Raw genomic sequence first — 24,489 nt, forward strand, 5'->3', positions numbered from 1 at the left:
CAGAGCCGTCAGGCCCGCTCTTCCCAGATTTTCGCAAGCTCGACGATCGTCCTGACCGCCTTTTCCATATCCTGCCGGCTGATCCATTCGAGCGGCGAATGGAAGGCATGGCCGCCGGCGAAGATGTTGGGGCAGGGCAGGCCCATGAAGGAGAGGCGGGAACCGTCGGTGCCGCCCCGGATGCTGCCGCGCACCGGCATCATGCCGGCGCGGCGCACGGCTTCCAGGGCGTTTTCCATGATGTCCGGATGCCGGTCGAGAACGACCTTCATGTTGCGGTACTGGTGCTTGACCGTGACTTGGCAGGAGGAGCCCGGATAATCCGGCATGACATCGGCGACGATCGCCTCGATCAGCGCTTCCTTCTCCGAAAGCCCGGCATCGTCGAAGTCGCGGACGATCAGGCCAATCGTTGCCTTTTCCATCGAACCGGTGACGCCGGTCGGGTGGATGAAGCCGTCCTTGCCGGCCGTCGCCTCGGGCGAGAGATGCTTGGGCAGGCGATCGATGATGGCGCCGGCGATCTTGATGGCATTTTCCATCCTGCCCTTGGCGAAGCCCGGATGGATGGCCACGCCCTGAATGGTGATTTCGACGCCATCGGCCGAAAATGTCTCGTCCTCGATATGGCCGGCGGTCTCGCCATCCATCGTATAGGCAAATCGTGCGCCGAGCTTCTTCAGGTCGACCTTGTCGACGCCGCGGCCGATTTCCTCGTCCACGGTGAAAAGCAGCTTGATCGTGCCATGTTTGATGTCGGGGTTGTCGACCAGGAATTGGGCGGCGCTGATGATCTCGGCAAGACCGGCCTTGTCGTCGGCGCCGAGCAGCGTCGTGCCGTCGGTGGTGACGATGTCGTTGCCGATCTGGTCGCGCAGCGCCGGATGTTCGCTGACGCGGATCACCTGCCGCGGGTCGCCCGAAAGCTGGATGTCGCCGCCGGCATAGTTGCGCAGGATATTCGGCTTGACATCGGTGCCGGTGAAATCGGGTGCGGTATCCATGTGCGAGCAGAAGCAGATGACCGGAACGTCCTTGTCGGTATTTGCGGCAAGCGTCGCATAGACATAGCCGTGTTCGTCAAGATGGGCGTCGGCCAGACCCATGGCCAGCAGTTCCTCGACCAGCAACCGTCCAAGGGTCTTCTGCTTTTCGGTGGAGGGCTGCGCCGTCGATGTCGGATCGGATTGCGTGTCGATGACGACATAGCGAAGGAAGCGATCGAGAACGGTATCGGTCATGGCAGGCTCCATTGCGGTGACGGCAGGTGACCCTCTGTAGTCTCCGTCGTCAGGCCCGTGAAGATGCCTGCGGGAAAAACCGCTTCGAAAAGTCCTATATTGCGCTGCGAAAAAACTGCGACATTCAAGCGGACACGTGGCATAAGGGCGCCGCAACTCTCCTGGATACCGCACGCACATGATCCGCATCGAAAATATCAGCAAGCAGCTGAGCCACCGCATCCTGTTCATCGAGGCTTCGGCCGCGCTCAACAAAGGCGAGAAGATCGGCCTCGTCGGCCCGAACGGCGCCGGCAAGACGACGATCTTCCGGATGGTCACCGGCGAAGAGCAGCCGGACGAAGGCCAGATTGCTGTCGAAAAGGGCGTGACTGTCGGCTATTTCAACCAGGATGTGGGCGAGATGGCGGGGCGCAGTGCCGTTGCCGAAGTGATGGACGGTGCCGGCCCGGTCAGCATCGTTGCCGCCGAACTGCACGAACTCGAGACCGCCATGGTCGATCCCGACCGGATGAACGAGATGGATGCGATCATCGAGCGCTACGGCGAGGTTCAGGCGCGCTACGAGGAGCTGGACGGCTACGCGCTCGAGGGCAGGGCCCGCGAAGTGCTGGCGGGCCTGAGTTTCAGCGAGGAGATGATGGATGGCGACGTCGGCGCGCTGTCGGGCGGCTGGAAGATGCGCGTGGCGCTTGCCCGCATTCTGCTGATGCGTCCCGACGTCATGCTGCTCGACGAACCGAGCAACCATCTGGATCTGGAAAGCCTGATCTGGCTTGAGGAATTCCTCAAGAACTACGAGGGTGCGCTGCTGATGACCTCGCACGACCGCGAGTTCATGAATCGCCTCGTCAACAAGATCATCGAGATCGATGCCGGCGGCCTCAACAGCTATTCCGGCGATTACACATTCTATGAACAGCAGCGGGCGCTGAACGAGAAGCACCAGCTTGCCCAATTCGAGCGTCAGCAGGCGATGCTGGCCAAGGAAATCAAGTTCATCGAGCGCTTCAAGGCGCGCGCCTCGCATGCCGCCCAGGTGCAGAGCCGGGTGAAGAAGCTCGACAAGATCGAGCGGGTGGAACCGCCCAAGCGCCGCCAGGTCGTTGCCTTCGATTTCCTGCCGGCCCCGCGCTCCGGCGAGGATGTGATCAACCTGAAGAATGTCCACAAGAGCTATGGCAGTCGAACCATCTACGAAGGCCTGGACTTCATGGTGCGGCGCAAGGAGCGCTGGTGCATCATGGGCATCAACGGTGCCGGAAAATCGACGCTTCTCAAGCTCGTCACCGGCTCGACCGATCCCGATCAGGGCAGCGTTGCGCTCGGCGCCAGCGTCAAGATGGGTTACTTCGCCCAGCATGCTATGGACATCCTCGACGGTGACCTGACCATTCTCGAATGGCTGGAAGAGTCCTTCCCACGGGCCGGGCAGGCCCCGCTCAGGGCGCTCGCTGGCTGCTTCGGTTTTTCCGGCGATGATGTGGAGAAGAGGTGCCGGGTGCTGTCAGGTGGCGAGAAGGCCCGGCTGGTGATGGCGAAGATGCTGTTCGACCCGCCGAACCTGCTGGTGCTCGATGAGCCGACCAACCATCTGGATATCGACACCAAGGAAATGCTGATCAAGGCCCTGTCGGAATATGAAGGCACGATGCTGTTCGTGTCCCACGACCGGCATTTCCTCGGCGCCTTGTCCAATCGGGTTCTCGAACTGACGTCCGACGGTATCCACGAATATGGCGGCGGCTACACGGAATATGTGGCGCGCACCGGCCACGAGGCGCCGGGTCTTCGGGGCTGAACGGACACGTCCTGGGCGTGGTTCTCGGCGGCCGGTTGTAATTCCGGCCGAGGGATGCTATTCGCTTAATCCATCTGATCGAGAAAGGAGGGCTGCGTTATGAAGACATTTTTCCGGCACCATCGCCAGCGCGGCCCCGTCAATGCCCTGCAAATGCGTTTGCAGGGCTGACCCGAGACAGTTTCTTCAAAACCGCTTTCTGGTCTGCCCTTCGTGGCACCGCAGCGCCGAGCCTGATGGCTTGGGCGGCTGCCTTTTCAAATTCGCCGCGTCTTACGCATCTCATCGGTGATGGCTGAGTGCCCCCGGTGGACGTGCGCGGCAAGATCAGAGAACGATCATGACCCTCATCAATATCCGCAATCTCGGCATCACGCTGAGCGCACCGCTCTTCTCCGGCCTCAATCTCGTCGTCAGTGCCGGTGATCGCATCGGCCTCGTTGCCGCCAATGGCCGGGGTAAATCCACCCTGTTCCGCTGCCTTGCGGGCGCGCTAGAGCCAAGTGATGGCGACATCACCAGGGCGCGCGGCCTGACGATCGGTTATGTCGAGCAGGATGTAGCACCCGCCTTGCTTGCTATGACCTTCCGCGACGCCGTTCTGGATGCGCTGCCGGCCGACCAGCGGGAACACGAAAGCTGGCGCGCCGATGTGGTGCTGGAATCGCTTGAGGTTCCCGATGCGCTGAGGGAGCGACCCATGCACCAGTTGAGCGGTGGCTGGCAGCGGATCGCGCTTCTCGCCCGCGTCTGGGTGATGGAGCCGGCTGTGTTGATGCTCGACGAGCCGACCAACCATCTCGATCTCGGCAAGATCGCCATGCTGGAGGCCTGGCTGAGCGCCCTGCCTCGGGACGTTCCGGTCATCCTGTCCAGCCACGACCGCGCTTTTCTCGATGCCGTGACCAACCGGACGCTGTTCCTGCGCCCGGAGCAGTCGCAGGTCTTTTCGTTGCCATATAGCCGTGCACGCCAAGCGCTCGACGAGACCGATGCCTCGGACGAGAACCGTTACCAGCGCGACATGAAGGTTGCCGAGCAGCTTCGCCGGCAGGCGGCCAAGCTCAACAATATCGGCATCAATTCCGGCAGCGATTTATTGGTGGTGAAGACCAAGCAACTGAAGCAGCGGGCGGACAAGCTGGAGGATGCGGCCAAGCCCGCGCATCTCGAACGGTCGGCCGGAGCCATTCGGCTCGCCAATCGCGGCACCCATGCCAAGGTGCTGGTGACGCTGGAGGATGCTCGGGTCGAGACACCGGATGGCGTCCTGCTGTTCAAGACCGGCAAGCAGTTCATCTGCCAGGGCGACCGGATTGTCCTGCTCGGCGCCAACGGAGCCGGAAAGACCCGGCTTGTCTCCATGCTGCGCAAGGCGATCGAGCAACCAGACATGCAGCAGGACGGCATCAAGGCGACGCCGTCGCTGGTTCTCGGCTATGGCGACCAGGCTCTTGCCGATCTCGACAATGCCGATACGCCGATGCATGCGGTCACCCGTCGCTTCGACATTGGCGACCAGCGGGCTCGCTCGCTGCTGGCGGGCGCCGGCATGTCGATCGAGATGCAGGGACGGCCGATCGGCCAGCTGTCGGGCGGGCAGAAGGCGCGATTGGGCATGCTGGTGCTGCGGCTCATCAATCCCAATTTCTACCTGCTCGACGAGCCGACCAACCACCTGGATATCGACGGACAGGAGGCGCTGGAGGGTGAACTGATGGCACATCAGGCCAGTTGTCTCCTGGTCTCGCACGATCGCAGTTTCGTTCGATCGGTCGGCAATCGCTTCTGGCTGATCGAGAAACACAGGCTGATCGACGTCGAAACGCCGGAAAGCTTTTTCGCCGCGGCGGCAAATCACGGCTGAGATTGCGCAATCGCACCCACCGGCCGGATGAAAGCCCGGTGTCGAAATTTGCAGAACCCCGCCTTAAAGGTGGGGTTTTGCCGTTTTACAGCAGTTCCACCTGTTCGATGCGTCCGGGATGGCGCTGGGAATGTCGGGTGGAACTGACGGATGTCGACATGACGCTGCTATCGGCCGGAGCGACCTGATAGGGTTCCAGTTGATCGGCTTGGATTTCGATATAGTGAACCCATCCACTGGTAATCGTACGATACGAGAAAGACGATATGGCCCCTGCCTACCAGACGAGGCCGCGTGCGGCGACTTTTTCGACGCGGGTGACGATGCCGTCGCGGTGAAACACCATGTCGTCGAACAGGTTGGAAACAACGCAGGTGTGGTTGGGGATGATCCGCAGCCTGTCGCCGATTGCCGGTCGCGGACCCCTGCAGCGGCTGAGGTCGATGACGCCATGCTCTTCGGAAAGACCGGTGATGACGGCGTCGGGATAACCGACAACGAGGCCATGATCGGCAAAACCCAGGAGATCCGAAGTCAGCGTCTTGGATCCGGCATCGATGACGGCGCGATCCTCGTTCGGACGTGAGACGACGGTGACCAGAACATGCATGGCGCAATCGTCTTCGGTGCAGTGTCCGGCGCGGATCAGCGAGCGATCGTTGTAGATATAGGTGCCGGCGCGGTGTTCCGTTGCCGACGGAACGAGATGGGCGTCGAACAGGCTGGGCGTGCCGCCATTGCTGACCACGGGGCAGGCAATGCCTTCGGCGGAAAGCCGCGAGACGGCGGCGGCGAAGAAGGCCTCGACAGCCTCGGCGGCTCCGGTCTTCGGAAAGGTCATCAGGCCGCCAAAAACGAGGCCGGGAGCGGTGTTGATCCGCCGGGCGAGCGCAACGGCGTCCTGTGATGACTGGACACCGCATCGGCCACCGCCGGTATCGCATTCAACCATGACCGTCAGCGGCTTGCGGCTTGCGAACCAGGCTGACAGTCCATCGACGGTCACCATGCTGTCGGCGACGACCTTGAGGCTAGACACCCGGTCATTCAAAGCGGAGAGCCGGGCGTGCTTGTCGCTGCCCAGAATATTGAAGGTGATGAGGATATCCTCGAACCCCGCATCCGCGAAAACCTCGGCCTCGGTGATCTTCTGGCAGTTGATGCCTTTTGCGCCGGCGGCGACCTGAGCCTGCGCCAGCGCCGGAATCTTGTGGGTCTTGATGTGCGGACGGAAGGAAAGTCCGTGGGTGTCCATATAGGTCTGAACGCGGCCGATGTTGCGCGCCATGCGGTCCTCGTCGATGACGGGGCGCGGGGTGGAAACCGAGGAAAGGGCATCACCCGGTGTCGGCATCATCGCCGGATCGCTCTGCGTCATCTCAGGCTGCTCCCTGTTCCATTCCGTGGGGATTGTCCACCATCGGCCAGATATTGCGCGGTGCGCGGCGATAGGCCGTGCGGGCCGGATTGTTCGGATAAGGCGTGCCGGCTGAACAGTAAAGGATTTCTGCCGCGATCCTGGCGAAGGACGCGTAGAAATGGTTGGTCGACTTGATGACCAGTATCTTCTTGACCGTCGGATCGATGCCCATGGCCGAGAACAGGCTGGGATCGAAGCTCTGCGCCCGGGTCGAGTTCAGGATGATGTCGATCTCGTCGAGACGAATATGGGCGGAATCGCCGAAAGGGGCAAAGCTCTCGCCGAACCGCATTTCGGCATTGCGCACCAGCCGGATCACCTTGACGATACCATCGATCGGATTGCCGGTGCCGGGCCCTGATTTCGCGCCGAAACGCAACTGGATCTCGGCACCTTCACCGGCCGCCATGCAGATTTGCACGGCCATCGGATCCCAGATCGTGCCGGCCGCCGTGTCCGTCGCGCCCTGGGCTAGAAGCTCGGCGAGAAGCACCGTCGCGTCCCCGGCCGTGCCGCCGCCTGGATTGTCCCAGACGTCGGCTATGACGACCGGGCCGCTCGTTGCGGCCATCGCGCGGGAAACGGCTTCCCGCTCGTCGATCTGCGGCATGATGAAGGTGCCGCGCCTGGAAAACAGGTCGAGACCGAGTTCGCGGGCAAGTGCCACGCCCTTTTCAGGCTTGCCATCGGTAATCACGACCATCTTGGTACCCATTTCCGGCACGTCGCCGGCCATGAAACCGTGGACGATGGAGATCGATAGGATATCCGGATCATGCGCTTCCATCTTCACGATCCTGTCAACGAAGGCGCGCATCGGGTCGCGCGATGTCGGGTAGACATCGATCATCCGGCAATCGAACACCGACATGACCGGCTTGACGCGTCCGGCCAGCGTGTCGAGCGCGATGCGCCACAGGTCTTCTGCGCGATCGACGAAATCCGTGTGCGGAAATTCCTTGAAATAGACGAAGAAATTCGCGGCGGCGAGACGCTTTGCCGTCAGGTGGCTGTGCGGGTCGAGTTCCGCGCAGACGAGGATATCCGGCCCGACGATGGCGCGCACGCGGGCGAGGAAGTCACCTTCCGCGTCTTCGTAGCCATCGGCGACCATGGCGCCGTGCAGGCCGAGCACGACGGCATCGACCGGCAGGGCGGCGCGCAACTGGCCGAGGATTTCATCGCGCAGGTTTTCATAGGTCAGGCGATTGACGAGGCCGGCCGGGTCCGCCCAGGCGGCGGTGCCCTCGATCAGGTCAAAGCCCTTTTCGGCGGCCAGCCGGCGGCCGACCGTGATCGGCGCGGAGCAAAGGGTCGGCGTTTCCGGATGCTCTCCGGGTGCTGCATAAAGCGAGGCCTCGAAGGCGCGGCGATCGACGCAGATCGGTGAGAAGGTGTTTGTCTCGGTCGCCAGGACGGCGGTGAATATGCGCAATGCCTTTGCCTCTTGCTTGCCGCTCAGGCGTCGTCCATCGGATTGGGCAGATAACCGGTAAAGCCGGAGATTTTCCACCGCTCCTGATGCAGCCTGCAATAATAAAGCGTCTGCCATTTCAGGACGTCGATGCTGCCATCCGACTTTTTCAACGTGCCGTCGAACTTCTTGCGGGCCAGCGCCATGTCGCCCTCGATCTCGATATCCTCGAGCGTCGTGGTGGTGAAGATGGCGTTGCGGGTATCCTCGGCGAAGGACTGCGCGGCAAAATCTTCAGCCTGGCGCAGCCATTCGTCGCGATAGGCGGTCAAGGAAGGGAAAGCAAGGCGCCATTTGTCGGGGCTGATCGAGCGCTTTCCATCGATGCCGATAAAGCCGTCCTCGACGAAATCGCCGGCAACTTTCGACCAGTCTGCAGTCAGGAAAGCGTCGATGTCGCGCTCGACCAGCATTTGCCAGATTGCGTGGCGTGCGGTGTCGGAATTGGAAAACGGATTGCGAAACGGATCGCGCACGCTTGCTCCTGATGCTGAAATTATTTTCATAAATGGTGTTTTTCTCCAGTCAAATTCCGCTTTCTATGGTTTCCTGTCAACGGATTAAGAAAATAATTTGCATGGTGGGGCAATGTCGTTCAAACGTTACGGAGCCGAACAGGTGGCGCGGGCGGCATCATCCCGCGGACGCACAAGACCATCGCCAATTTGCTTGATGTCCTGACGGAGGCCGATTACGGCGCCGAACATATCGTCCGCGTCGGAGTCCGGGTGGACGATCCGAGGGATTTCTGGACTTTCAACACGATCTATCAGGACTATTTCGGCAGTCAACCGCCGGCGCGCGCCTGCGTGCAGGCGTCGATGATGGTCGATTGCAAGGTCGGGATCGACTGCATCGCCTGCAGGGCAAAGATGGCCTGAGCGGAGCGGTGGCATTGGGAGCAGGGATGGACACCGGTTGAGAATCGTGTCCCGGATCGCAGCATTGCAGCGGTTTCGGGCGGCCTCCGAAAGACCGCCGCGCGATGTCATCGAAGGTGTTTTCTAATGGATATTTTCTCTACGCTCCTGGAGGAGAAGGACAAGCTTTCCCAAGCCGAAAGCCGGATCGCCGATATTCTCCTGACCGATTTCGAATTCGCGGTGAACGCGTCAATCATCGAATTGGCCGGCAAGGCCGACGTCTCGCCGCCGACCGTGACGCGCTTCTGCCGGCGGCTTGGCTGCGACAGTTTTTCCGATTTCAAGGTGCAACTGGCGCGCACGGCCTATGTCGGTATGCGCTACCTGAAGCCGGAGCCAAAAAGCCGGGAGCCGGCGGACGTTGGCCAGGACATCGTCTCCAAGGCACAGAACGCGCTGTTCATGCTGCATCGCAGCCTCGATCTCGCGGCGATCGAGCAGGCGACGGAACGACTGGCCGGCGCTGAGATGATCTATGCCTTCGGCTCCGGCGGCAATTCCTCGATGATCGCCAGCGAGCTGCAGAACCGCCTGTTTCGTCTCGGCCTGCGCGTCACCGCCAGTTCCGATCACAGCATGCAACTGATGCTGGCCGCAGCCGTGCGACCGGGCGATGTGGTGATCGGATCTTCGTTTTCCGGTCGCAATGCCGAGTTGGTGCGCTCCTTCACGCTGGCGCGCGAGCAGAAGGTGACGACGATTGCGCTGACGCAGAGCGGCAGCCCCGTCGCCCGGGCCGCCGATATCACCGTGCCGGTCGATCTGCCCGAGGGCACCAACATCTATCGTCCGACTTCGACCCGTATCGCCTATCTCGCGCTGGTCGATATCCTCGCCAGTCTCGTCGCCTATCACATCCAGCCGCAGGCGACGGTGACGCTGCGGCGCATCAAGCAGCAGCTTGTCGCCCATCGTGACGGCGACGATCGCCAGCTTCTCGGGGATTGATGCACAGCATGTCCAGACAGACACCGGCATGACATCACCCGTCGCCATCGTCACGGGGCCGCCGGCGAAATCGGCCGTGCGTCTGCCCTTCGGCCATGGGGCAGCGTCGCGCATCAGCCGGGGAGATGGGATCTCGCTCGGCTTCGATCCCGCCAGCGCACGCGTCTTTGCGGCCTAGGTGTCGATATCCTTGATCGCATCCAGCGGCCCCTTGAGCGCGGTGCGCGGATGGACGAGGTCCGGCTGGATCAGGTGAACGCTGATGGCCGGGCGGTGTTCTTCCATGATCGAGAAGGCCTTGGCCAGCATGCTTTCGATGTCCTGGCGGATCATGATGACCGGGAAGGGCAGGAAGGAACCGAACGGGTCGTAGTCGTAGCAGCCGACGACGATATCGGCGAAGGTTTCGTGCGGATGCTGCGCCATGAAGCGCAGCAGGCCTTCGAAATTGATCGACGAGTTGATGAACAGGCCGCGCGGCAGTTTTCCCTCGCGCTCGTAAAACCGTTCGAAGGCGGTCTGCGTCATATTCGGCGAGTAACCGGTCGGCTGGATGCATTCTTCCGGATCGGAGCCGAGCATCGCCGTCTTGGTATCACGAAAGCCCTTGATACGCTCGCGGCTGGCATGGTCGTTGCGGCCGCCGAACAGGTAGAGCTCCTCCGGACGTAAAGGATTGTCGGCGCCGAAGCTGCGGATGATCGCCTCCGTCAGCATGCGCGCGCCCTCGTAGTTGTCGCTGATGACGGACGGTGCCTTGGTGCCGGGCAGGTCGATATTGATATGCTTGATGCCGGCTGCCTCGCATAGCGTATGCACGCTGTCGGGGTCGGTGGCGCCGGCGATGAACAGTTCGTCGATCGAATAGGAAATCAGGGTTTCGACCGTCGCCAGTTCTTCCTGCGGATCGCGGCAGGCGCTGACGACGATCGGGCATTTGCCGTGGCGGCGCACTTCCGCCTCGAAGGTCTGCGCCATTGACGAAAAATAGCGATTGTCGTGTACCGGCAGCAGCAACCCGACCAGGCCGGAGCGCGAACTGCGCAGGCCTCGTGCCTGCAGATTGGCGGTGTATTGATGTTGTTCGGCAAGGTTTTGGATGAGTTCGGCGGTGCTTTCCTTGATGCGCCGCTTGCGCCAGGTGCCATTCAGGACGGCGCTGACGGTTGAGGCGGAACAGCCTGACAGGATCGAGAGATCATAGATCGTCGCTTTTTTCTTGACCTGGTTTTTCACGCTGCCTCCTTCTGCCTGCTTATTGGCAATCCCCACTTGACGAAAGTTTAATTCTAAAAGATATTAATTGCACCATCGATTGTGCAAATAAGAAATATCGATTGTGCCGATGAGGATGGTCCCGCTTGAGGAGGTGGGGAGTGGGAGGATGCGAATTCCGCGTCAACTCTGATCTGAGGTCTTGCAATCCGTCATTCGGACGGCTTGCCGTGTTTCCTGCGCGGAAACGTTTGGAGGAGGATTTACGATGAAGAAGTTCATGATCGCGGCACTTGCCGCATCGTTGTCGTTCGGCGTTTCGTTTGCGGCGATGGCCGCCGACAAGGTTGGCGTCGTCGTCAAGATCGGCGGCATTCCGTGGTTCAACGCCATGGAGGCCGGAATCAAGGAGCAGGGCGCCAAGCTCGGCGTCGATGCCTTCATGGTCGGCCCGACCAGCGCTGACCCGGCGCTGCAGGTACGCGCCATCGAGGACCTGATCGCCCAGGGCGTCAAGGTCATCGGCGTCGTTCCGAACGACGCCAAGGTGCTGGAGCCCGTCCTCGCCAAGGCCAAGGAAGCCGGGATCATTGTCATCACCCATGAATCGCCCGGCCAGAAGGGCGCCGACTGGAATTTCGAATTGGCCTCATCGACCGGTTTCGGCGAAGCGCATGCCAAGCTTCTGGCCGAAAGGACGGGTGGCAAGGGCGAATATGCCGTGTTCGTCGGCTCGCTCACCGTTCCGCTCCACAATGCCTGGGCCGATGCGGCGGTCGCCTATCTCAAGGCCAACCATCCCGACATGACGCTGGTCGGTGAACGCTACGGCGTGGCCGAGGATGTCGACAAGAGCCGCTCCACCGCGCTCGACCTGATCTCCGCCCATCCCGATCTCAAGGGCTTCCTCGCTTTCGGCAGTCAGGGCCCGATCGGCGCCGGCCGCGCGGTCGAGGAGCGCCGCAAGACCGGCGAAATCTTCGTGTTCGGTCCCTTCTCGCCCGGCCAGGGCCAGAAGCTGATCAAGTCGGATGCGATTTCCGGCGGCTTCATGTGGAATCCGAAACAGGCCGGCGAAGTCTTCGTCACCATGGCGGATCGCCTGATCAAGGGCGAGAGCGTCAAGGAAGGCGACGACATTCCGGGTCTCGGCGTGATCAAGCCGGTGGGCAACGACATCATCGTCGACCAGTTGCTGCCGATCAACAAGGACACCGTGGACGAACTCGCGGGCATGGGCCTGTAACGTCCGCGAACGTTTTCTCCCGGGCTGCTGGGCTGGTTTCGGCCGGCTCGGCGGTGCCCTGGAACGTTCTCCGGTTGCATTCTCACAGGTTGATACGATGACGATACGTGCGAACGTGGAGGGCGGTCAAACGCCGCTCCTGTCCCTGCGCAACATCAATATGACCTTCGGCGGCGTCAAGGCGCTGAAGAATGTCAGCTTCGACGTGCTGCCGGGCGAAGTCCACTGCCTCGCTGGCGAAAATGGCTCCGGCAAGAGCACGCTGATCAAGATCATCACCGGCGTCTATCGCCCCGCAGACGGCGCCGTCATCGAATATGACGGACAGACCTATTCCCACATGTCGCCGGTGACGGCGCAAAATTCCGGCATCCAGGTGATCTGGCAGGATCTGGCCCTGTTTCCGGAAATGACGGTGGCCGAAAACATTGCCTTCCAGACACTGCTCGGCCGCTGGCCGCGTTTCGTCAACTACAGGAGCATGCGCGAAACGGCGGTTGAGGCTCTGGCCCGCCTCGGCGTCACGCTCGATGTCGACCGGCCGCTCAAGGATTATCCGATCGCCCAGCGGCAGATCGTGGCGATCGCCCGCGCGCTGGTCGGTGACGCGAAGCTCGTCTTCATGGACGAACCGACCGCCTCGCTCACGCAGTCGGAGACGGATTACCTGCTCGGCATCGTCCGCAATCTCTCCGCCTCCGGCGTTGCCGTCGTCTTCGTCAGCCACCGCCTGGCGGAGGTGCTCGACATATCCAGCCGGCTGACGGTGCTACGGGACGGCGCGCTGGTCGGCGTCTATCCCACGAAGGGCATGACGCAATCCCACATAACCGAACTGATGACCGGCAAGACCTTCGACCAGACGGTCCGCGCCCGCGATATTGGCGACCATCCGGTCGTGCTCGAGGTCGAAGGCCTGAGCCGTCCCGGCCAGTTCGAGGATATCTCGTTTACCGTGCGGCGCGGCGAGACGCTGGGGATCACCGGATTGCTGGGGGCAGGGCGCACCGAACTGGCCTTGTCGCTGTTCGGAATGCTGAGGCCGAGGGCCGGCACGATCAGGCTGGAAGGCAAACCCGTTCGCTTTTCCACCAACCGCGACGCCATCAAGGCCGGCATTGCCTATCTCTCCGAAGATCGCCTGTCGCTCGGCCTGATCCAGCCGCAATCGATCGCCGACAATCTGGTGATCGCCTCGCTCGACCGGGTCATGTCCGGCGGGCTGCTGTCGGATCGGCGCAAGCGCGACCTCGTCGCCCGCTGGATCGCCGATCTCGGTGTCAAGATCGGCGGGCAGGACGATGCGATTTCCACTCTGTCGGGCGGCAACCAGCAGCGCGTGGCGATCGCCAAATGGCTGGCGACCGATCCGAAACTGCTGATCCTCGATGCGCCGACGGTCGGCGTCGATGTCGGCGCGCGCGCCGGAATTTTCGATATCGTCGCCAAGCTCGCCGATAGCGGGCTTGCCATCATCCTGATCTCCGACGAGGTGCCGGAAGTCTATTTCAATGCCGACCGCGTGTTGCACATGGCGCAGGGACGCGTCGTCAATCAATTTATGCCGGCGGAATGCTCGCTCGCGGATATCGAGGCAGCCGTCTATGCGTAAGATCGTTCAATCCCACGCGACGGAATTCGCGCTTCTGGCGGTCATCGCCATTATCAGCCTCTTTCTGTCTTTCGTCACCGACCGCTTCTTCTCGCTCGGCAATGCGTTCGATCTGCTCAATACCAGCTCCGTCAACATCATCTTCGCGGTCGGCCTGCTCGTCGTGCTGATCGCCGGCGGTATCGATATCTCCTTCGCGGTCGCGGCTTCCGTCGTCCAGTATGTCGCGGCGCTGATACTCGGCTGGATGGGTGGCGGCGGCTGGATCAGCGGGCTTCTGATCGCCGGCGCGCTCGGCATATCGCTCGGCGCCATCAATGCCTTCCTGATCCACAAATTCAAGATCATCTCGATCGTCGCGACCATCGCCACCTTCAACATCTATTTCGGCCTCCTGATGTTCTTCACCCGCGGCGTGTCGATCTACACCCTGCCGGACTGGCTGACCACGCGGGTCATCCTGTTCGAACACGAGATGACGGATGGCAGCTGGATCGAGATCACCCTGCCGGTTCTGGTGATGTTGATTTGCGTGACCGCCACCTGGGGGTTCATCACCCGCACCACTACCGGCCGCCAGCTCTATGCCTTCGGCGACAATCCGGAGGGTGCGCGCCGGTTCGGCATCAATATCGGCGCCATGCAGTTCATCGCCTTCGGCTGGCTGGGGCTGATGGCCGGCATCGCCGGTCTCGTCCAGGCGCATTATGCGCAGGAGGTCGTGCCGAATGCGCTTTATGGCCGTGAACTCGACGTACTGGCCGCGGTAGTGCTGGGAGGCGCGCGGCTCGGCGGCGGCAAGGGATCGGTGCTCGGCTGCGTGCTGGGGGTACTCCTGATCTCGATCACGCAGAACGGGCTGAACCTCGCCGGCGTCTCGCCCTACGCCTTCAAGATGATCGTCGGCGCCATCATCCTCGTCGCCATCACCCTGTCGAACACCAGCATCGAAAAGCTTTTGCCGTTCATGCGTCAGGGGGACGGCTGCAAATGACCGTGATCTTCAATCGTCTCAAGGCGCTGCTCGGGCCGGACATGGCTGGGCCCGGTTTCGCTTTGCTGGCCGTCCTCGTCTTCTTCAGCCTGGCGTCGCCGCAGTTCCTGAGTTCGGCGACGTTCGGCGCCGTCGCCTTCCAACTGCCTGAACTTGGCCTGCTGACGCTTGCCATGCTTCTGCCGGTGCTGACCGGCGGGCTCAATCTCGCCATCACGTTCACCGCAAATTTCGCCGGCCTGACCACGGCCTGGGTGCTGCAGCAGAACGGCGGCGCCGATGCCGGGCCGTTCGCGTTCTTGCTCGGCAGCATCCTGGCCGTCGGTGTCGGTGCGCTCAGCGGCGTGGTGATGGGGCTCGTCATCGCCTATACCCGCGCCCACCCGATCCTCGTCTCGCTGTCGATGATGATCTTTTTGCGAGGGCTCGGCGAATTCCTCACGCGCGGCGGCGATATTTCCGGCTTTCCTGCCTTCCTGCAGCCGCTCGGCCATGGCAGCATTCTGGGTTTTCCGGTGCCGTTGATGGCGTTCATCGGCTGCGTGCTGATCTGGCACGTTTTGCTGACGCGGATGAAGCCCGGCTTCAACATCTACATGATCGGCTCCAATATCGAGGCGGTTCGCTATTCTGGGGTCAACACCCGCAAGGTCATCGTGCTCGTGTACGCGCTGTCGGGCGCCATGTGCGCGGTGGCCGGCATCATCATGCTGGCGCGGTTCAACTCGGTGCGCGTCGGCCATGGTGAATCCTACCTGCTGATCACCGTGCTTGCCTGCTTCCTCGGCGGCGTCAATCCGTTCGGCGGATTCGGCCGCGTCATCCCCGTCTTCGTTGCCCTCGTCGTGCTGCAATTGCTTTCGTCGGGCCTTAACATCATGGGCGCCAACCAGCACCTGGCAACCGCCGTCTGGGGTATCCTGCTCATTGCCGTGATGATCCTGCGCTACGCCGCCGGACATGTCAGATTTCTCAAGCGAAAAAAAGGATAGAGCCATGGAAGGTTTTGGCGTTCACACCAGCATGTGGACCATGAACTGGGACCGCGCCGGCGCGGAAAAGGCGATTGCCGCCGCCGTCAGATACGAGATGGATTTCATCGAGATCGCGCTTCTCAACGCACCGGCCGTCGATGCGGAACATAGCCGCAAGCTTCTGGAAAAGCACAAGCTGCGCTCGGTCTGCTCGCTTGGCTTGCCGGAACACGCATGGGCTTCGATCCATCCGGAAAAGGCCGTCGAACACCTGAAGGTTGCCATCGACAAGACGGCGGACATGGGGGCCGAGGCGCTGTCGGGCGTCATCTTCGGCGGTATCGGCGAGCGCACCGGCGTACCGCCGACGCAGAAGGAATACGACAATATCGCCACGGCCCTGCAGGCCGCCGCCAAGCACGCCAGGACGCGCGGTATCCAACTCGGCGTCGAGGCGGTCAACCGCTATGAGAACCACCTGATCAATTCCGCCCAGCAGGCCGTCGACATGGTCGAACGTGTCGGCGCCGACAATGTCTTCGTGCATCTCGATACCTACCACATGAATATCGAGGAGAAGGGCGCGGCAAACGGCATCCTGATCGCCCGCGACCATATCAAGTACATTCACCTGTCCGAAAGCGACCGGGGCACGCCGGGTTATGGCAACGTTCCCTGGGATGCGATCTACGCGGCGCTCGCGGCGATCGGCTTCAAGGGCGGTCTGGCGATGGAAAGCTTCATCAACATGCCGCCGCAGGTGGCCTACGGGCTCGCGGTCTGGCGGCCGGTCGCCAAGGACGAGGCCGAGGTGATGGGCAACGGACTGCCGTTCCTGCGCAACAAGGCGCGGCAATACGGCCTGATCTGAGACGGCAGGGCTGTTTCCGCTCCGGCGGGGACAGCCATATCGCAGGCAAGTTCAGGGCATTGAAATGGCGGAAAGGCGTATCTTCGACCGGATGGGAACTGCGCAGTCGGCGACTGTCGCCGTTCTCGATGTCGGCAAGACGAATGTGAAGCTCAATGCTGTCACGGCATCCGGCGCGATTGCGGAAACCCTTTCGATTCCGAACCCGGCGCTGGCGACAGGTCCATGGAAACATCATGACCTGAAGACCTTGAGCGACTGGGTGTTCGACAGTCTCGCCGGTCTGGCGAAGCGTCATCCGCTGGAAACCTTCATTTCGTCGGGCCACGGTTCCGGTGGCGTTCTCGTCGGGGCCGATCCGGACGATGGTGACGGCACCGCCTTGCCGATGATTGATTACGAGCAGCACTTGCCCGACGACATCCGCGATCGCTACACGCCGCTATCAGGTTCCTTTTTCGATCGTGGCAGCGCCATGATGCACGCAGCCACGCATCAGGCGCGCCAGATGTTCTGGATGCAGCAGGCTGCCCCGGAAGCGTTCGCACGGGCGCGGTGGTTTCTCGGCGTGCCGCAATACTGGGCCTGGCGTCTGTCCGGCGTCGCGGTCTCCGAGGCGACGGTGCTCGGTGCCCAGTCGCATCTCTGGAACGTCGCGGAAGGCCGCTGGTCGCCGATCGTCGCCACGCAGGGCTGGGCGCATCTGTTGCCGCCCTTCGCCAAGGCTTGGCAGGTGCTCGGCACCGTTCGATCCGCGCTTGTCGAGCGCTATGGTTTGCCCAAAGGCATGACGGTTCTCGCCGGCATCCACGACAGCAGCGCCAATTTCTATCGCTACCAGGCTGCCGGCTTCGACGAGGCGACCGTCGTTTCCACCGGCACCTGGATCGTTGCGCTCAGCGGCAGAACGCCGCTCGGGCATCTCGATGAGCATCGCGGCATGACCTGCAACAGCGATGTCGAGGGACGTCCGGTCGGCGGCGTCCTCACAATGGGCGGGCGGGAATTCACCCATATCGTCGGCAGGGATGACGGCTATCTCAACGCCGATCCGACGATCGTCAGCCGGATGATCGCTGAGGGCACCATGGTGCTGCCATCCTTCGGTGGCGACGATGGCCTGTTTCCGGGGAGCGCCGGCAAGGGGCAATTCGCGGGTCCTGCGCCAAAGGATGCCGCCGAACGCAAGGCCATGGCGGTGCTCTATACCGCGCTGCTGACGGTCGAATGCCTCGATGCGCTCGACAGCAGCGGCCGGGTCATTCTCGACGGCAGTTTCCTGCGGGATCCGCTCTATGCGTCTCTCGTCTCGGCCCTGCGACCGCGCGGCGACACCGTCGCCAATCTCGACACCTATGGCGTCGCTTCGGGCACGGCGCTTCTGGCCCATCACGGCACAAGGCTTAGCCGGGCTGCGATCGCCCTGCAAAAGCCGCCGGCCTTTGATCATCCGCCCGCCGAACTGGCCGCCTATCTCCACCGCTGGCAGGGGCTGGCGCGGCAATCACAACCTCTGTTTTCATCACGACACGAAAGGTCCATCTCATGAACGACACCCCCACCGACATCTTGGCGCTTCGGCGCGAAATGGTCGATATCTGCCGAAGGATGAATTCAAGCGGCATCAATCAGGGCACGGCCGGAAACCTGTCCGTACGCACCGACAGCGGTTTCCTGATCACGCCATCGTCCTTGCCCTATGACACGATGACGCCGGACGATCTGGTCGAAATGGATTTTAACGGCACCTATGTCGGCCGCAGGCCTTCCTCCGAATGGCGGTTCCATCGCGATATCCTGAAGAACCGTACGGATATCGACGTGGTGCTGCATTGCCATTCGGTCTACGCGACGACGCTTGCCTGCCATCACAAGACCATTCCGAGCTTCCACTACATGACCGGCATTGCCGGCGGCACGACGATCCGCTGCGCCGAATATGCGACCTTCGGCACGCAGGCTTTGTCGGACCATGCGCTCACCGCGCTGAAGGATCGGCTGGCCTGCCTGCTCGGCCAGCACGGCCAGATATCACTCGGAAAGACGCTGGAATCGGCTTTGTGGCTGGCGATCGAGATCGAGACCCTGTCGCGCATGTATGTGCAGGCCCTGACGCTCGGCGAACCGCCGGTGCTGCCCGACGACGAGATGGCGCGGGTGATCGAGCAGATGCGCAAGATGAGCTATGGTCATGCGCCGGATGCCGAGGGGATCAACGATGTGGCGCGGCCGCGAAAGGCGCAATCCTGAGATTGCCGAAAGCGTGAACAAGCCGCTTTCGGGCTGCGGTAAAGAACGATCGTTCAACGGCGTGGCGGCCGTTGCGGCGTGCGTTCGACGGCCCGGTGCTTGCCACCCTTTTGTCAAAGCGCGTTGGCGCGGGTCTTCAGGATCGCGGAAAAGCGCGGATCGAAGGCGCGGCTGATCGGCTCGGCCGCTGCTCCAAGCGCCACCGACCAGGGATCGGTGATGCCGAGTTGCAGGCGCGGAATGGTTCGGCCGGGCCGGTTTGCATTGGAGGGCAAAAGCGGATGGATGGCATCGAAGAGCTTTCGGGTCAGCTTTTCGGGGGCGCCTGAACAGAGGATGACGGTCTGAGGATCAAAGATCGTTTCAATCAGTTGCACCCCCCAGCGCAGTTCCTCCGCCGCCGTCTCGATCCAGCTCATGACCGACGGATCGTTCTTGTCTACCAGCATGTTCAGCCGATCGTGGAGACCGGGGTTTGCCGGATCGGCGCCGAGATGCTGGTAGAGCGAGGCCAGCGAAGCGCTGTGTTCGAGCGATGTCTGCTCCGGCCGACGGGCCGTCGGCGGCAGCAGCGCCATGCCGATTTCGCCGGCATTACCGTTGCCGCCGGCATAGAGTTCGCCATTGAGGATAAGGCCCGCGCCGATCCCGTATCCAACATAGAGGCAGACAGCGTGATCGACGCCATGCGCCGCTCCGACCATGCGCTCGGCAGTGGCGCAGGCGGCGGCATCGTTCTGCAGGGCGACTTCAAGCCCGGTGCCGGCGGCGAGCGTTTCCAGCAGCGGGAAATTCTGCCAGGCGGCCATCATCCACTGGTCGTCATTGTCGGTCGCAAGCCCGAATGGTCCGGGCATGGCGACGCCGAGGCCGACCAGCCGCTTCTCGGCCTGATCAGCGATGCCAGCGAGTTCCGTCCGCACATGTTCGATAAGATCGAGAATCACCTTGGCGCCATTGGCCGGCCCGCCCGGCGGCAGGTTTGCCTGGGCGCGCACCAGAACCGTGCCGACGAGATCGACGGCGATGGCGCGGGTGACATGCCGGTCGATCTGCAGCCCGATGGCAAAGGCGCCGTCCGGCACCAGCCGGTAGGGCGTGGACGGCTGGCCTCGACCGTTGCGCACGGCCGTCAGCGAAACGACCAGCCCGTCAAGTTCCAGATCCTCGATGATGTTCGAGACCGTCTGCTTGGTCAGTCGCGTCGCCCGGGCGAGATCGGCGCGTGACAGCCGGCCGTTCAGCCGCAGCGCGTCGATCATGACGCGACGGTTATGGGCGCTCGTGCCTTCCTGGTTGGTGCCGCTCTTGGCCCTGATCGGCCGCATCTCGTTCATCCCGCAAATTCCTCTTGACACTATTAGAATATTGAACAAGAAATAAGTCAAAGCAATTGACTTAATAAGGAGCCGAAAGAGCTCCAAGGGAACGAAACGGCGACCGGAGCACTCCTAACCGCCGTGCGACACTCCGACAAGGCATGCCGAACGCCGCAGAAACGCGGAGATCGGAAAGGCGTGGGCGACCGCGCCCAACGAAACGATTGTTGTCAATCACTGGAGGGAAGACATGTTGAAATCCAAGCGCAATGCGCTCCTCGGCGCCACCCTGATCGGCGCATTTTTCGCCACCAATGCCTATGCGGAAACGACGCTCAACGCCCTGTTCATGGCGCAGGCCGCCTATAGCGAGGCCGATGTGCGCGCCATGACGGATGCCTTCACCAAGGCCAATCCGGACATCAAGGTCAATGTCGAGTTCGTGCCCTATGAAGGCCTGCACGACAAGACGGTGTTGGCGCAGGGCTCCGGCGGCGGTTATGACGTCGTGCTGTTCGACGTGATCTGGCCGGCCGAATATGCCAGCAACAAGGTTCTGGTCGATGTCACCCCGCGCATCACCGAAGACATGAAGAAGGGCGTATTGCCCGGCGCCTGGACGACGGTCCAGTATGATGGCGCCTCCTATGGCATGCCATGGATTCTCGATACGAAATACCTGTTCTACAACAAGGAAATCCTCGAAAAGGCCGGCATCAAGACGCCGCCGAAGACCTGGGACGAGCTTGCCGAGCAGGCAAAGATCATCAAGGACAAGGGCCTGCTCGCAACCCCGATCGCCTGGAGCTGGTCGCAGGCCGAAGCCGCGATCTGCGATTACACGACACTGGTCAGTGCCTTCGGCGGTGATTTCCTGAAGGACGGTAAGCCGGACTTCCAGACCGGCGGCGGTCTCGATGCGCTGAACTACATGGTTTCCAGCTACACGTCGGGCATCTCGAACCCGAATTCCAAGGAGTTTCTCGAGGAAGACGTCCGCAAGGTCTTCGAAAACGGCGAGGCGGCTTTTGCGCTGAACTGGACCTACATGTACAATCTGGCCAATGCCGGCAAGGACAGCAAGGTTGCTGGCAAGGTCGGCGTCGTGCCGGCCCCGGGCGTTTCCGGCAAGAGCGAGGTTTCGGCCGTCAACGGGTCGATGGGCCTCGGCATCACTGCCACCAGCACGCATCCGGACGAAGCGTGGAACTACATCACCTTCATGACCTCGCAGGCGGTGCAGAACCAGTATGCCAAGCTGAGCCTGCCGATCTGGGCCTCGTCCTATGAGGATCCGGCCGTTACCAAGGATCAGGAAGAGCTGATCGGAGCTGCCAAGCTGGCGCTCGCCGCCATGTATCCGCGCCCGACGACGCCGAAATACCAGGAGCTTTCCGTCGCCCTGCAGCAGGCCATCCAGGAATCGCTGCTCGGCCAGGCATCTCCGGAGGATGCGCTGAAGACCGCCGCCGAGAACAGCGGTCTCTAAGGTCTCAAGGTCTCGCATTCACCGATCTCCGGGCGGCATCCTCCGTGCCGCCCGACACCTTGCATCCCATGATCCTTTCAGGAAGACTTGCCCCATGTTCGGGACATCGATGACCACACGCGCATGGCTTCTGATGCTGCCACTGCTCGCCGTCATGATCGCCGTCATTGGCTGGCCGCTCGTCGATACGATCCACCTGTCCTTCACCGATGCCAAGCTGGTCGGCACGGCGGGAAATTTCGTCGGCATCGACAACTACGTGAAGACGGTCACCGGCTCGAATTTCCAGCGGACGCTGGTCACCACGACGAAATTCGCGGTCATTTCCGTTTTTGCCGAAATGGTCCTGGGCGTGCTTGCCGCCCTTCTGCTCAATCAGGAATTTCGCGGACGTGCGCTGCTGCGCGGGTTGCTGATCCTGCCCTGGGCCTTGCCGACCGTCGTCAATGCCACGCTCTGGCGGCTGATCTACAATCCGGAATATGGCGCGCTGAACGCGGCACTGACGCAGATCGGTCTGCTCGATGCCTATCGTTCCTGGCTCGGCGAACCCGGTACGGCGCTGGCCTCGCTGATCATCGCCGATTGCTGGAAGAATTTTCCACTGGTGGCGCTGATCGCCCTTGCCGCCCTGCAGGCGGTGCCGCGTGACATTACCGCTGCCTCGCTGGTCGATGGCGCCGGCCCGTTTAATCGCTTCCGCTTCGTCACACTTCCCTATCTCGCCGGCCCGCTGGTGGTGGCGCTGGTGCTGCGCACGATCGAGGCCTTCAAGGTTTTCGACATCATCTGGGTGATGACGCGTGGCGGTCCGGCCAACAGCACGCGCACCCTGTCGATCCTCGTCTATCAGGAAGCCTTCTCGTTCCAGCGGGCCGGTTCTGGCGCCTCGCTTGCCCTGATCGTCACACTTCTGGTCGCGGTGCTGGCCGCCGCCTATGCCGCCCTCGTGCGCAAAACAGCAGGGAGCAACGCCTGATGGAACGCAAGAGCCTGCTGTTTTCGGTCTTCATCCATGCCTGCGCGCTGTTGCTTGCCGTCGTCATCCTGGCGCCGCTGGTCTGGCTGTTCGTCATGAGCATTTCGCCGGCTGCCGATCTCACCGCCAAGCCGCTCAACTGGTGGCCTCAGACGGTCGATTTCTCGCGTTACGGGGTCTTGCTCTCGGATGTCGAAAACAGCGCCGGCGCGGCATTTGTTGCCTCGCTGATCAACAGCGTCGTCGTTGCCGGGCTGGCGACGCTTGCCGCTCTGGCTCTGGCGATCCCCGCCGCCTGGGCGGTGTCGCGCACGCCCTCGGTCGGCTGGTCGCTCTATATGGTGATCGCCACCTATATGCTGCCGCCGGTGGCGCTGGCCGTGCCGCTTTATTTCGGCCTGTCGCATCTCGGCCTGCTCAACAATGTCTTCGGCCTGGCGCTTGTCTACCTCACCATCCTCGCGCCTTTCACCACCTGGCTGATGAAATCCGGATTCGATGCCATACCGCGCGAAATCGAGGCGGCGGCGATGATGGATGGCGCCGGGCTGTTCGCAACCTTGCGCATCATCACCCTGCCGCTTGCCGCGCCGGTCATGGCCACCTCGGCGCTGTTTGCCTTCCTGCTGGCCTGGGATGAATTCTTCTATGCGCTGCTGTTCACCTCGGACTTGCGCGCCAAGACACTGACCGTCGCCATTGCCGATCTGGCGGGCGGGCGTGTCTCAGATTATGGGCTGATCGCGACCGCGGGTGTGCTTGCCGCCTTGCCGCCGGTGGTGATCGGTCTCGTCATGCAACGGGCCCTGATTTCCGGGCTGACCAGCGGCGGCGTCAAGGGATGACCATGACTTCAGAGAAAATCCGTCCGGATGGCTTGAAAGCCATCGATCGCGAAATGGCACGCCAGAATGCCGATGCCATCGCCTCCTTCGAGAGCGCCGGCGAACGAGCCAAGGTGATCGCCGCCTCTCTGCGAGAAACCGGGGGGCTACTGCTGCTTGGGATGGGCGGATCGCATGCGGTCAATCGCGCCGTCGAGCCGCTCTACCGTGCGCTCGATATCGAGGCGATTGCCGTGCCGCTATCCGAACAACTCGGCATGCCGCTGGCCATTGAGGGCCGTACTGTGCTGATCACCTCCCAATCGGGCGAAAGCGCCGAAGTTCATCGCTGGTTTTCCGAAACCGGCGGTTTGGAACATACATTCGGCCTGACGCTCGAAGGGACATCGTTCCTCGCCAAGGCGGCGCCGAGCCTCGTTGGTGCCGGTGGCACCGAGCTTGCCTTTGCTGCAACCCGCAGCCTGACTGTGAGTTTTGCGCTACATCTGGCGATCCTTTCTGCACTCGGCGAGGATGCTTCACCGGCGCTCGCTGCCCTTGCGGCACCGGCAAGCAATAATTTCGATGCGGCGCTTGCGGCGTTTGAAGGTGTTGCAGCCGTTGTGACCTCCGGTCGCCGCCTGCAGGGACTCGCCGAAGCCTTGGCGCTGGGGATGACCGAACTCTCCCGCTATCCCTGCTTCTCTCTCGAAGGCGGGCAGTTGCGGCACGGCCCGATGGAAATGCTTGGGCCGAAGGTCGGCGTCGTATTGTTTCGCGGCAATGACGAAACGGCCGATCTCGTGACCGCCATGGCCGTTTCGGCGGTCGAGACCGGATCGCCGGTTCTTGTCTTCGATGCCTCGGGCAAGCCGCCGGTGGAAGGCGCGACGACGCTCGGGTTCGAGCCGGCCACGGGGCTCGCGGCGATCTTTTCGATGCTGCCGGTCGCACAGCGTTTCATGATCGCTTTTGCAGATGCCCGCGTGGACAATGCCGGCACGCCCGTGCGCTCCACCAAGATCACCCGGAGCGAATGACG

At 62.1% G+C, this 24,489-nt stretch carries 21 protein-coding genes and 1 pseudogene; 16 read left to right on the forward strand and 6 right to left on the reverse strand.

What is annotated here, in order from left to right; genetic code table 11:
- Positions 1-8: 8 nt before the first annotated feature.
- Positions 9-1,241 (reverse strand): peptidase T, encoded by a 1,233-nt coding sequence (gene pepT, locus VL202_RS10335; protein ID WP_325464024.1) that lies wholly within the window; start codon positions 1,239-1,241, stop codon positions 9-11.
- A 178-nt stretch (positions 1,242-1,419) separates the two neighbouring features.
- Between pepT and VL202_RS10340 the strand changes: the two genes are divergently transcribed.
- Both VL202_RS10340 and VL202_RS10345 read left to right on the forward strand, forming a co-directional pair.
- Positions 1,420-3,042 carry an ABC-F family ATP-binding cassette domain-containing protein gene (locus VL202_RS10340; RefSeq protein ID WP_325464025.1) on the forward strand — a complete coding sequence of 541 codons (1,623 nt, stop codon included), beginning with the start codon at positions 1,420-1,422 and terminating at the stop codon, positions 3,040-3,042.
- Between the two features lie 340 nt (positions 3,043-3,382).
- On the forward strand, positions 3,383-4,909 hold the full coding sequence (locus VL202_RS10345) for an ABC-F family ATP-binding cassette domain-containing protein (RefSeq protein ID WP_325464026.1): 1,527 nt from the start codon (positions 3,383-3,385) through the stop codon (positions 4,907-4,909).
- A gap of 277 nt (positions 4,910-5,186) precedes the next feature.
- Here VL202_RS10345 and VL202_RS10350 read toward each other — a convergent pair whose 3' ends face one another.
- The 3 genes from VL202_RS10350 to VL202_RS10360 are packed head-to-tail and all read right to left on the reverse strand — an operon-like array spanning position 5,187 to position 8,279.
- A complete protein-coding gene (locus VL202_RS10350; protein WP_325464027.1) occupies positions 5,187-6,287 on the reverse strand; it encodes a D-TA family PLP-dependent enzyme in 1,101 nt (366 codons plus the stop codon).
- 1 nt (position 6,288) lies between these two features.
- Positions 6,289-7,764: a M81 family metallopeptidase gene (locus VL202_RS10355; protein WP_325464028.1), complete on the reverse strand. Its 1,476-nt coding sequence runs from the start codon at positions 7,762-7,764 to the stop codon at positions 6,289-6,291.
- Between the two features lie 23 nt (positions 7,765-7,787).
- A complete protein-coding gene (locus VL202_RS10360; RefSeq protein WP_325464029.1) occupies positions 7,788-8,279 on the reverse strand; it encodes a hypothetical protein in 492 nt (163 codons plus the stop codon).
- A gap of 150 nt (positions 8,280-8,429) precedes the next feature.
- Here VL202_RS10360 and VL202_RS10365 point away from each other — a divergent pair.
- The 3 genes and pseudogenes from VL202_RS10365 to VL202_RS10375 form a co-directional block, all read left to right on the forward strand.
- Positions 8,430-8,684, forward strand: a pseudogene (locus VL202_RS10365) (RidA family protein); the annotation flags it as partial.
- 126 nt (positions 8,685-8,810) lie between these two features.
- Positions 8,811-9,674 (forward strand): MurR/RpiR family transcriptional regulator, encoded by an 864-nt coding sequence (locus tag VL202_RS10370; protein ID WP_325464030.1) that lies wholly within the window; start codon positions 8,811-8,813, stop codon positions 9,672-9,674.
- 28 nt (positions 9,675-9,702) lie between these two features.
- Positions 9,703-9,852, forward strand: coding sequence for a hypothetical protein (locus VL202_RS10375; RefSeq protein ID WP_325464031.1), 150 nt, complete (start codon positions 9,703-9,705; stop codon positions 9,850-9,852).
- Here the strand turns inward: VL202_RS10375 and VL202_RS10380 are convergent.
- Complete coding sequence (locus VL202_RS10380; protein ID WP_325464032.1) at positions 9,849-10,910, reverse strand: LacI family DNA-binding transcriptional regulator; 1,062 nt, start codon at positions 10,908-10,910, stop codon at positions 9,849-9,851. The genes VL202_RS10375 and VL202_RS10380 overlap by 4 nt on opposite strands.
- A gap of 247 nt (positions 10,911-11,157) precedes the next feature.
- Here VL202_RS10380 and VL202_RS10385 point away from each other — a divergent pair, with 247 nt between their 5' ends.
- The 7 genes from VL202_RS10385 (at position 11,158) to VL202_RS10415 (ending at position 18,836) form a co-directional block, all read left to right on the forward strand.
- Positions 11,158-12,135: an autoinducer 2 ABC transporter substrate-binding protein gene (locus tag VL202_RS10385; protein WP_325464033.1), complete on the forward strand. Its 978-nt coding sequence runs from the start codon at positions 11,158-11,160 to the stop codon at positions 12,133-12,135.
- Positions 12,136-12,232: 97 nt separating this feature from the next.
- Entirely contained in the window at positions 12,233-13,747 is a 1,515-nt protein-coding gene (locus VL202_RS10390) for a sugar ABC transporter ATP-binding protein (protein WP_325464034.1), read from the forward strand.
- Complete coding sequence (locus VL202_RS10395; protein WP_325464035.1) at positions 13,740-14,741, forward strand: ABC transporter permease; 1,002 nt, start codon at positions 13,740-13,742, stop codon at positions 14,739-14,741. Before VL202_RS10390 ends, VL202_RS10395 begins: the two co-directional genes overlap by 8 nt.
- Positions 14,738-15,733: an ABC transporter permease gene (locus VL202_RS10400; RefSeq protein WP_325464036.1), complete on the forward strand. Its 996-nt coding sequence runs from the start codon at positions 14,738-14,740 to the stop codon at positions 15,731-15,733. The genes VL202_RS10395 and VL202_RS10400 overlap by 4 nt, the downstream gene beginning before the upstream one ends.
- A 4-nt stretch (positions 15,734-15,737) precedes the next feature.
- Positions 15,738-16,586, forward strand: a complete 849-nt coding sequence (locus tag VL202_RS10405; RefSeq protein ID WP_325464037.1) for a sugar phosphate isomerase/epimerase family protein — start codon at positions 15,738-15,740, stop codon at positions 16,584-16,586.
- A gap of 64 nt (positions 16,587-16,650) precedes the next feature.
- Complete coding sequence (locus tag VL202_RS10410; protein ID WP_325464038.1) at positions 16,651-18,135, forward strand: FGGY-family carbohydrate kinase; 1,485 nt, start codon at positions 16,651-16,653, stop codon at positions 18,133-18,135.
- Complete coding sequence (locus tag VL202_RS10415; RefSeq protein WP_325464039.1) at positions 18,132-18,836, forward strand: class II aldolase/adducin family protein; 705 nt, start codon at positions 18,132-18,134, stop codon at positions 18,834-18,836. Before VL202_RS10410 ends, VL202_RS10415 begins: the two co-directional genes overlap by 4 nt.
- 113 nt (positions 18,837-18,949) lie before the next feature.
- Here VL202_RS10415 and VL202_RS10420 read toward each other — a convergent pair whose 3' ends face one another.
- Positions 18,950-20,173, reverse strand: a complete 1,224-nt coding sequence (locus VL202_RS10420; protein ID WP_325464040.1) for an ROK family transcriptional regulator — start codon at positions 20,171-20,173, stop codon at positions 18,950-18,952.
- Between the two features lie 232 nt (positions 20,174-20,405).
- Here VL202_RS10420 and VL202_RS10425 point away from each other — a divergent pair, with 232 nt between their 5' ends.
- The 4 genes from VL202_RS10425 (at position 20,406) to VL202_RS10440 (ending at position 24,487) form a co-directional block, all read left to right on the forward strand.
- Entirely contained in the window at positions 20,406-21,644 is a 1,239-nt protein-coding gene (locus VL202_RS10425) for an extracellular solute-binding protein (protein ID WP_325464041.1), read from the forward strand.
- Positions 21,645-21,738: 94 nt separating this feature from the next.
- Positions 21,739-22,623 (forward strand): sugar ABC transporter permease, encoded by an 885-nt coding sequence (locus tag VL202_RS10430; RefSeq protein ID WP_325464042.1) that lies wholly within the window; start codon positions 21,739-21,741, stop codon positions 22,621-22,623.
- Positions 22,623-23,468 (forward strand): carbohydrate ABC transporter permease, encoded by an 846-nt coding sequence (locus VL202_RS10435; protein ID WP_325464043.1) that lies wholly within the window; start codon positions 22,623-22,625, stop codon positions 23,466-23,468. Before VL202_RS10430 ends, VL202_RS10435 begins: the two co-directional genes overlap by 1 nt.
- Positions 23,465-24,487: an SIS domain-containing protein gene (locus VL202_RS10440; protein ID WP_325464044.1), complete on the forward strand. Its 1,023-nt coding sequence runs from the start codon at positions 23,465-23,467 to the stop codon at positions 24,485-24,487. Before VL202_RS10435 ends, VL202_RS10440 begins: the two co-directional genes overlap by 4 nt.
- The last annotated feature ends 2 nt before the right edge of the window (positions 24,488-24,489 follow it).

The sequence above is a fragment of the Pararhizobium sp. genome (genome assembly GCF_035497515.1).
Lineage (GTDB): Bacteria > Pseudomonadota > Alphaproteobacteria > Rhizobiales > Rhizobiaceae > Pararhizobium.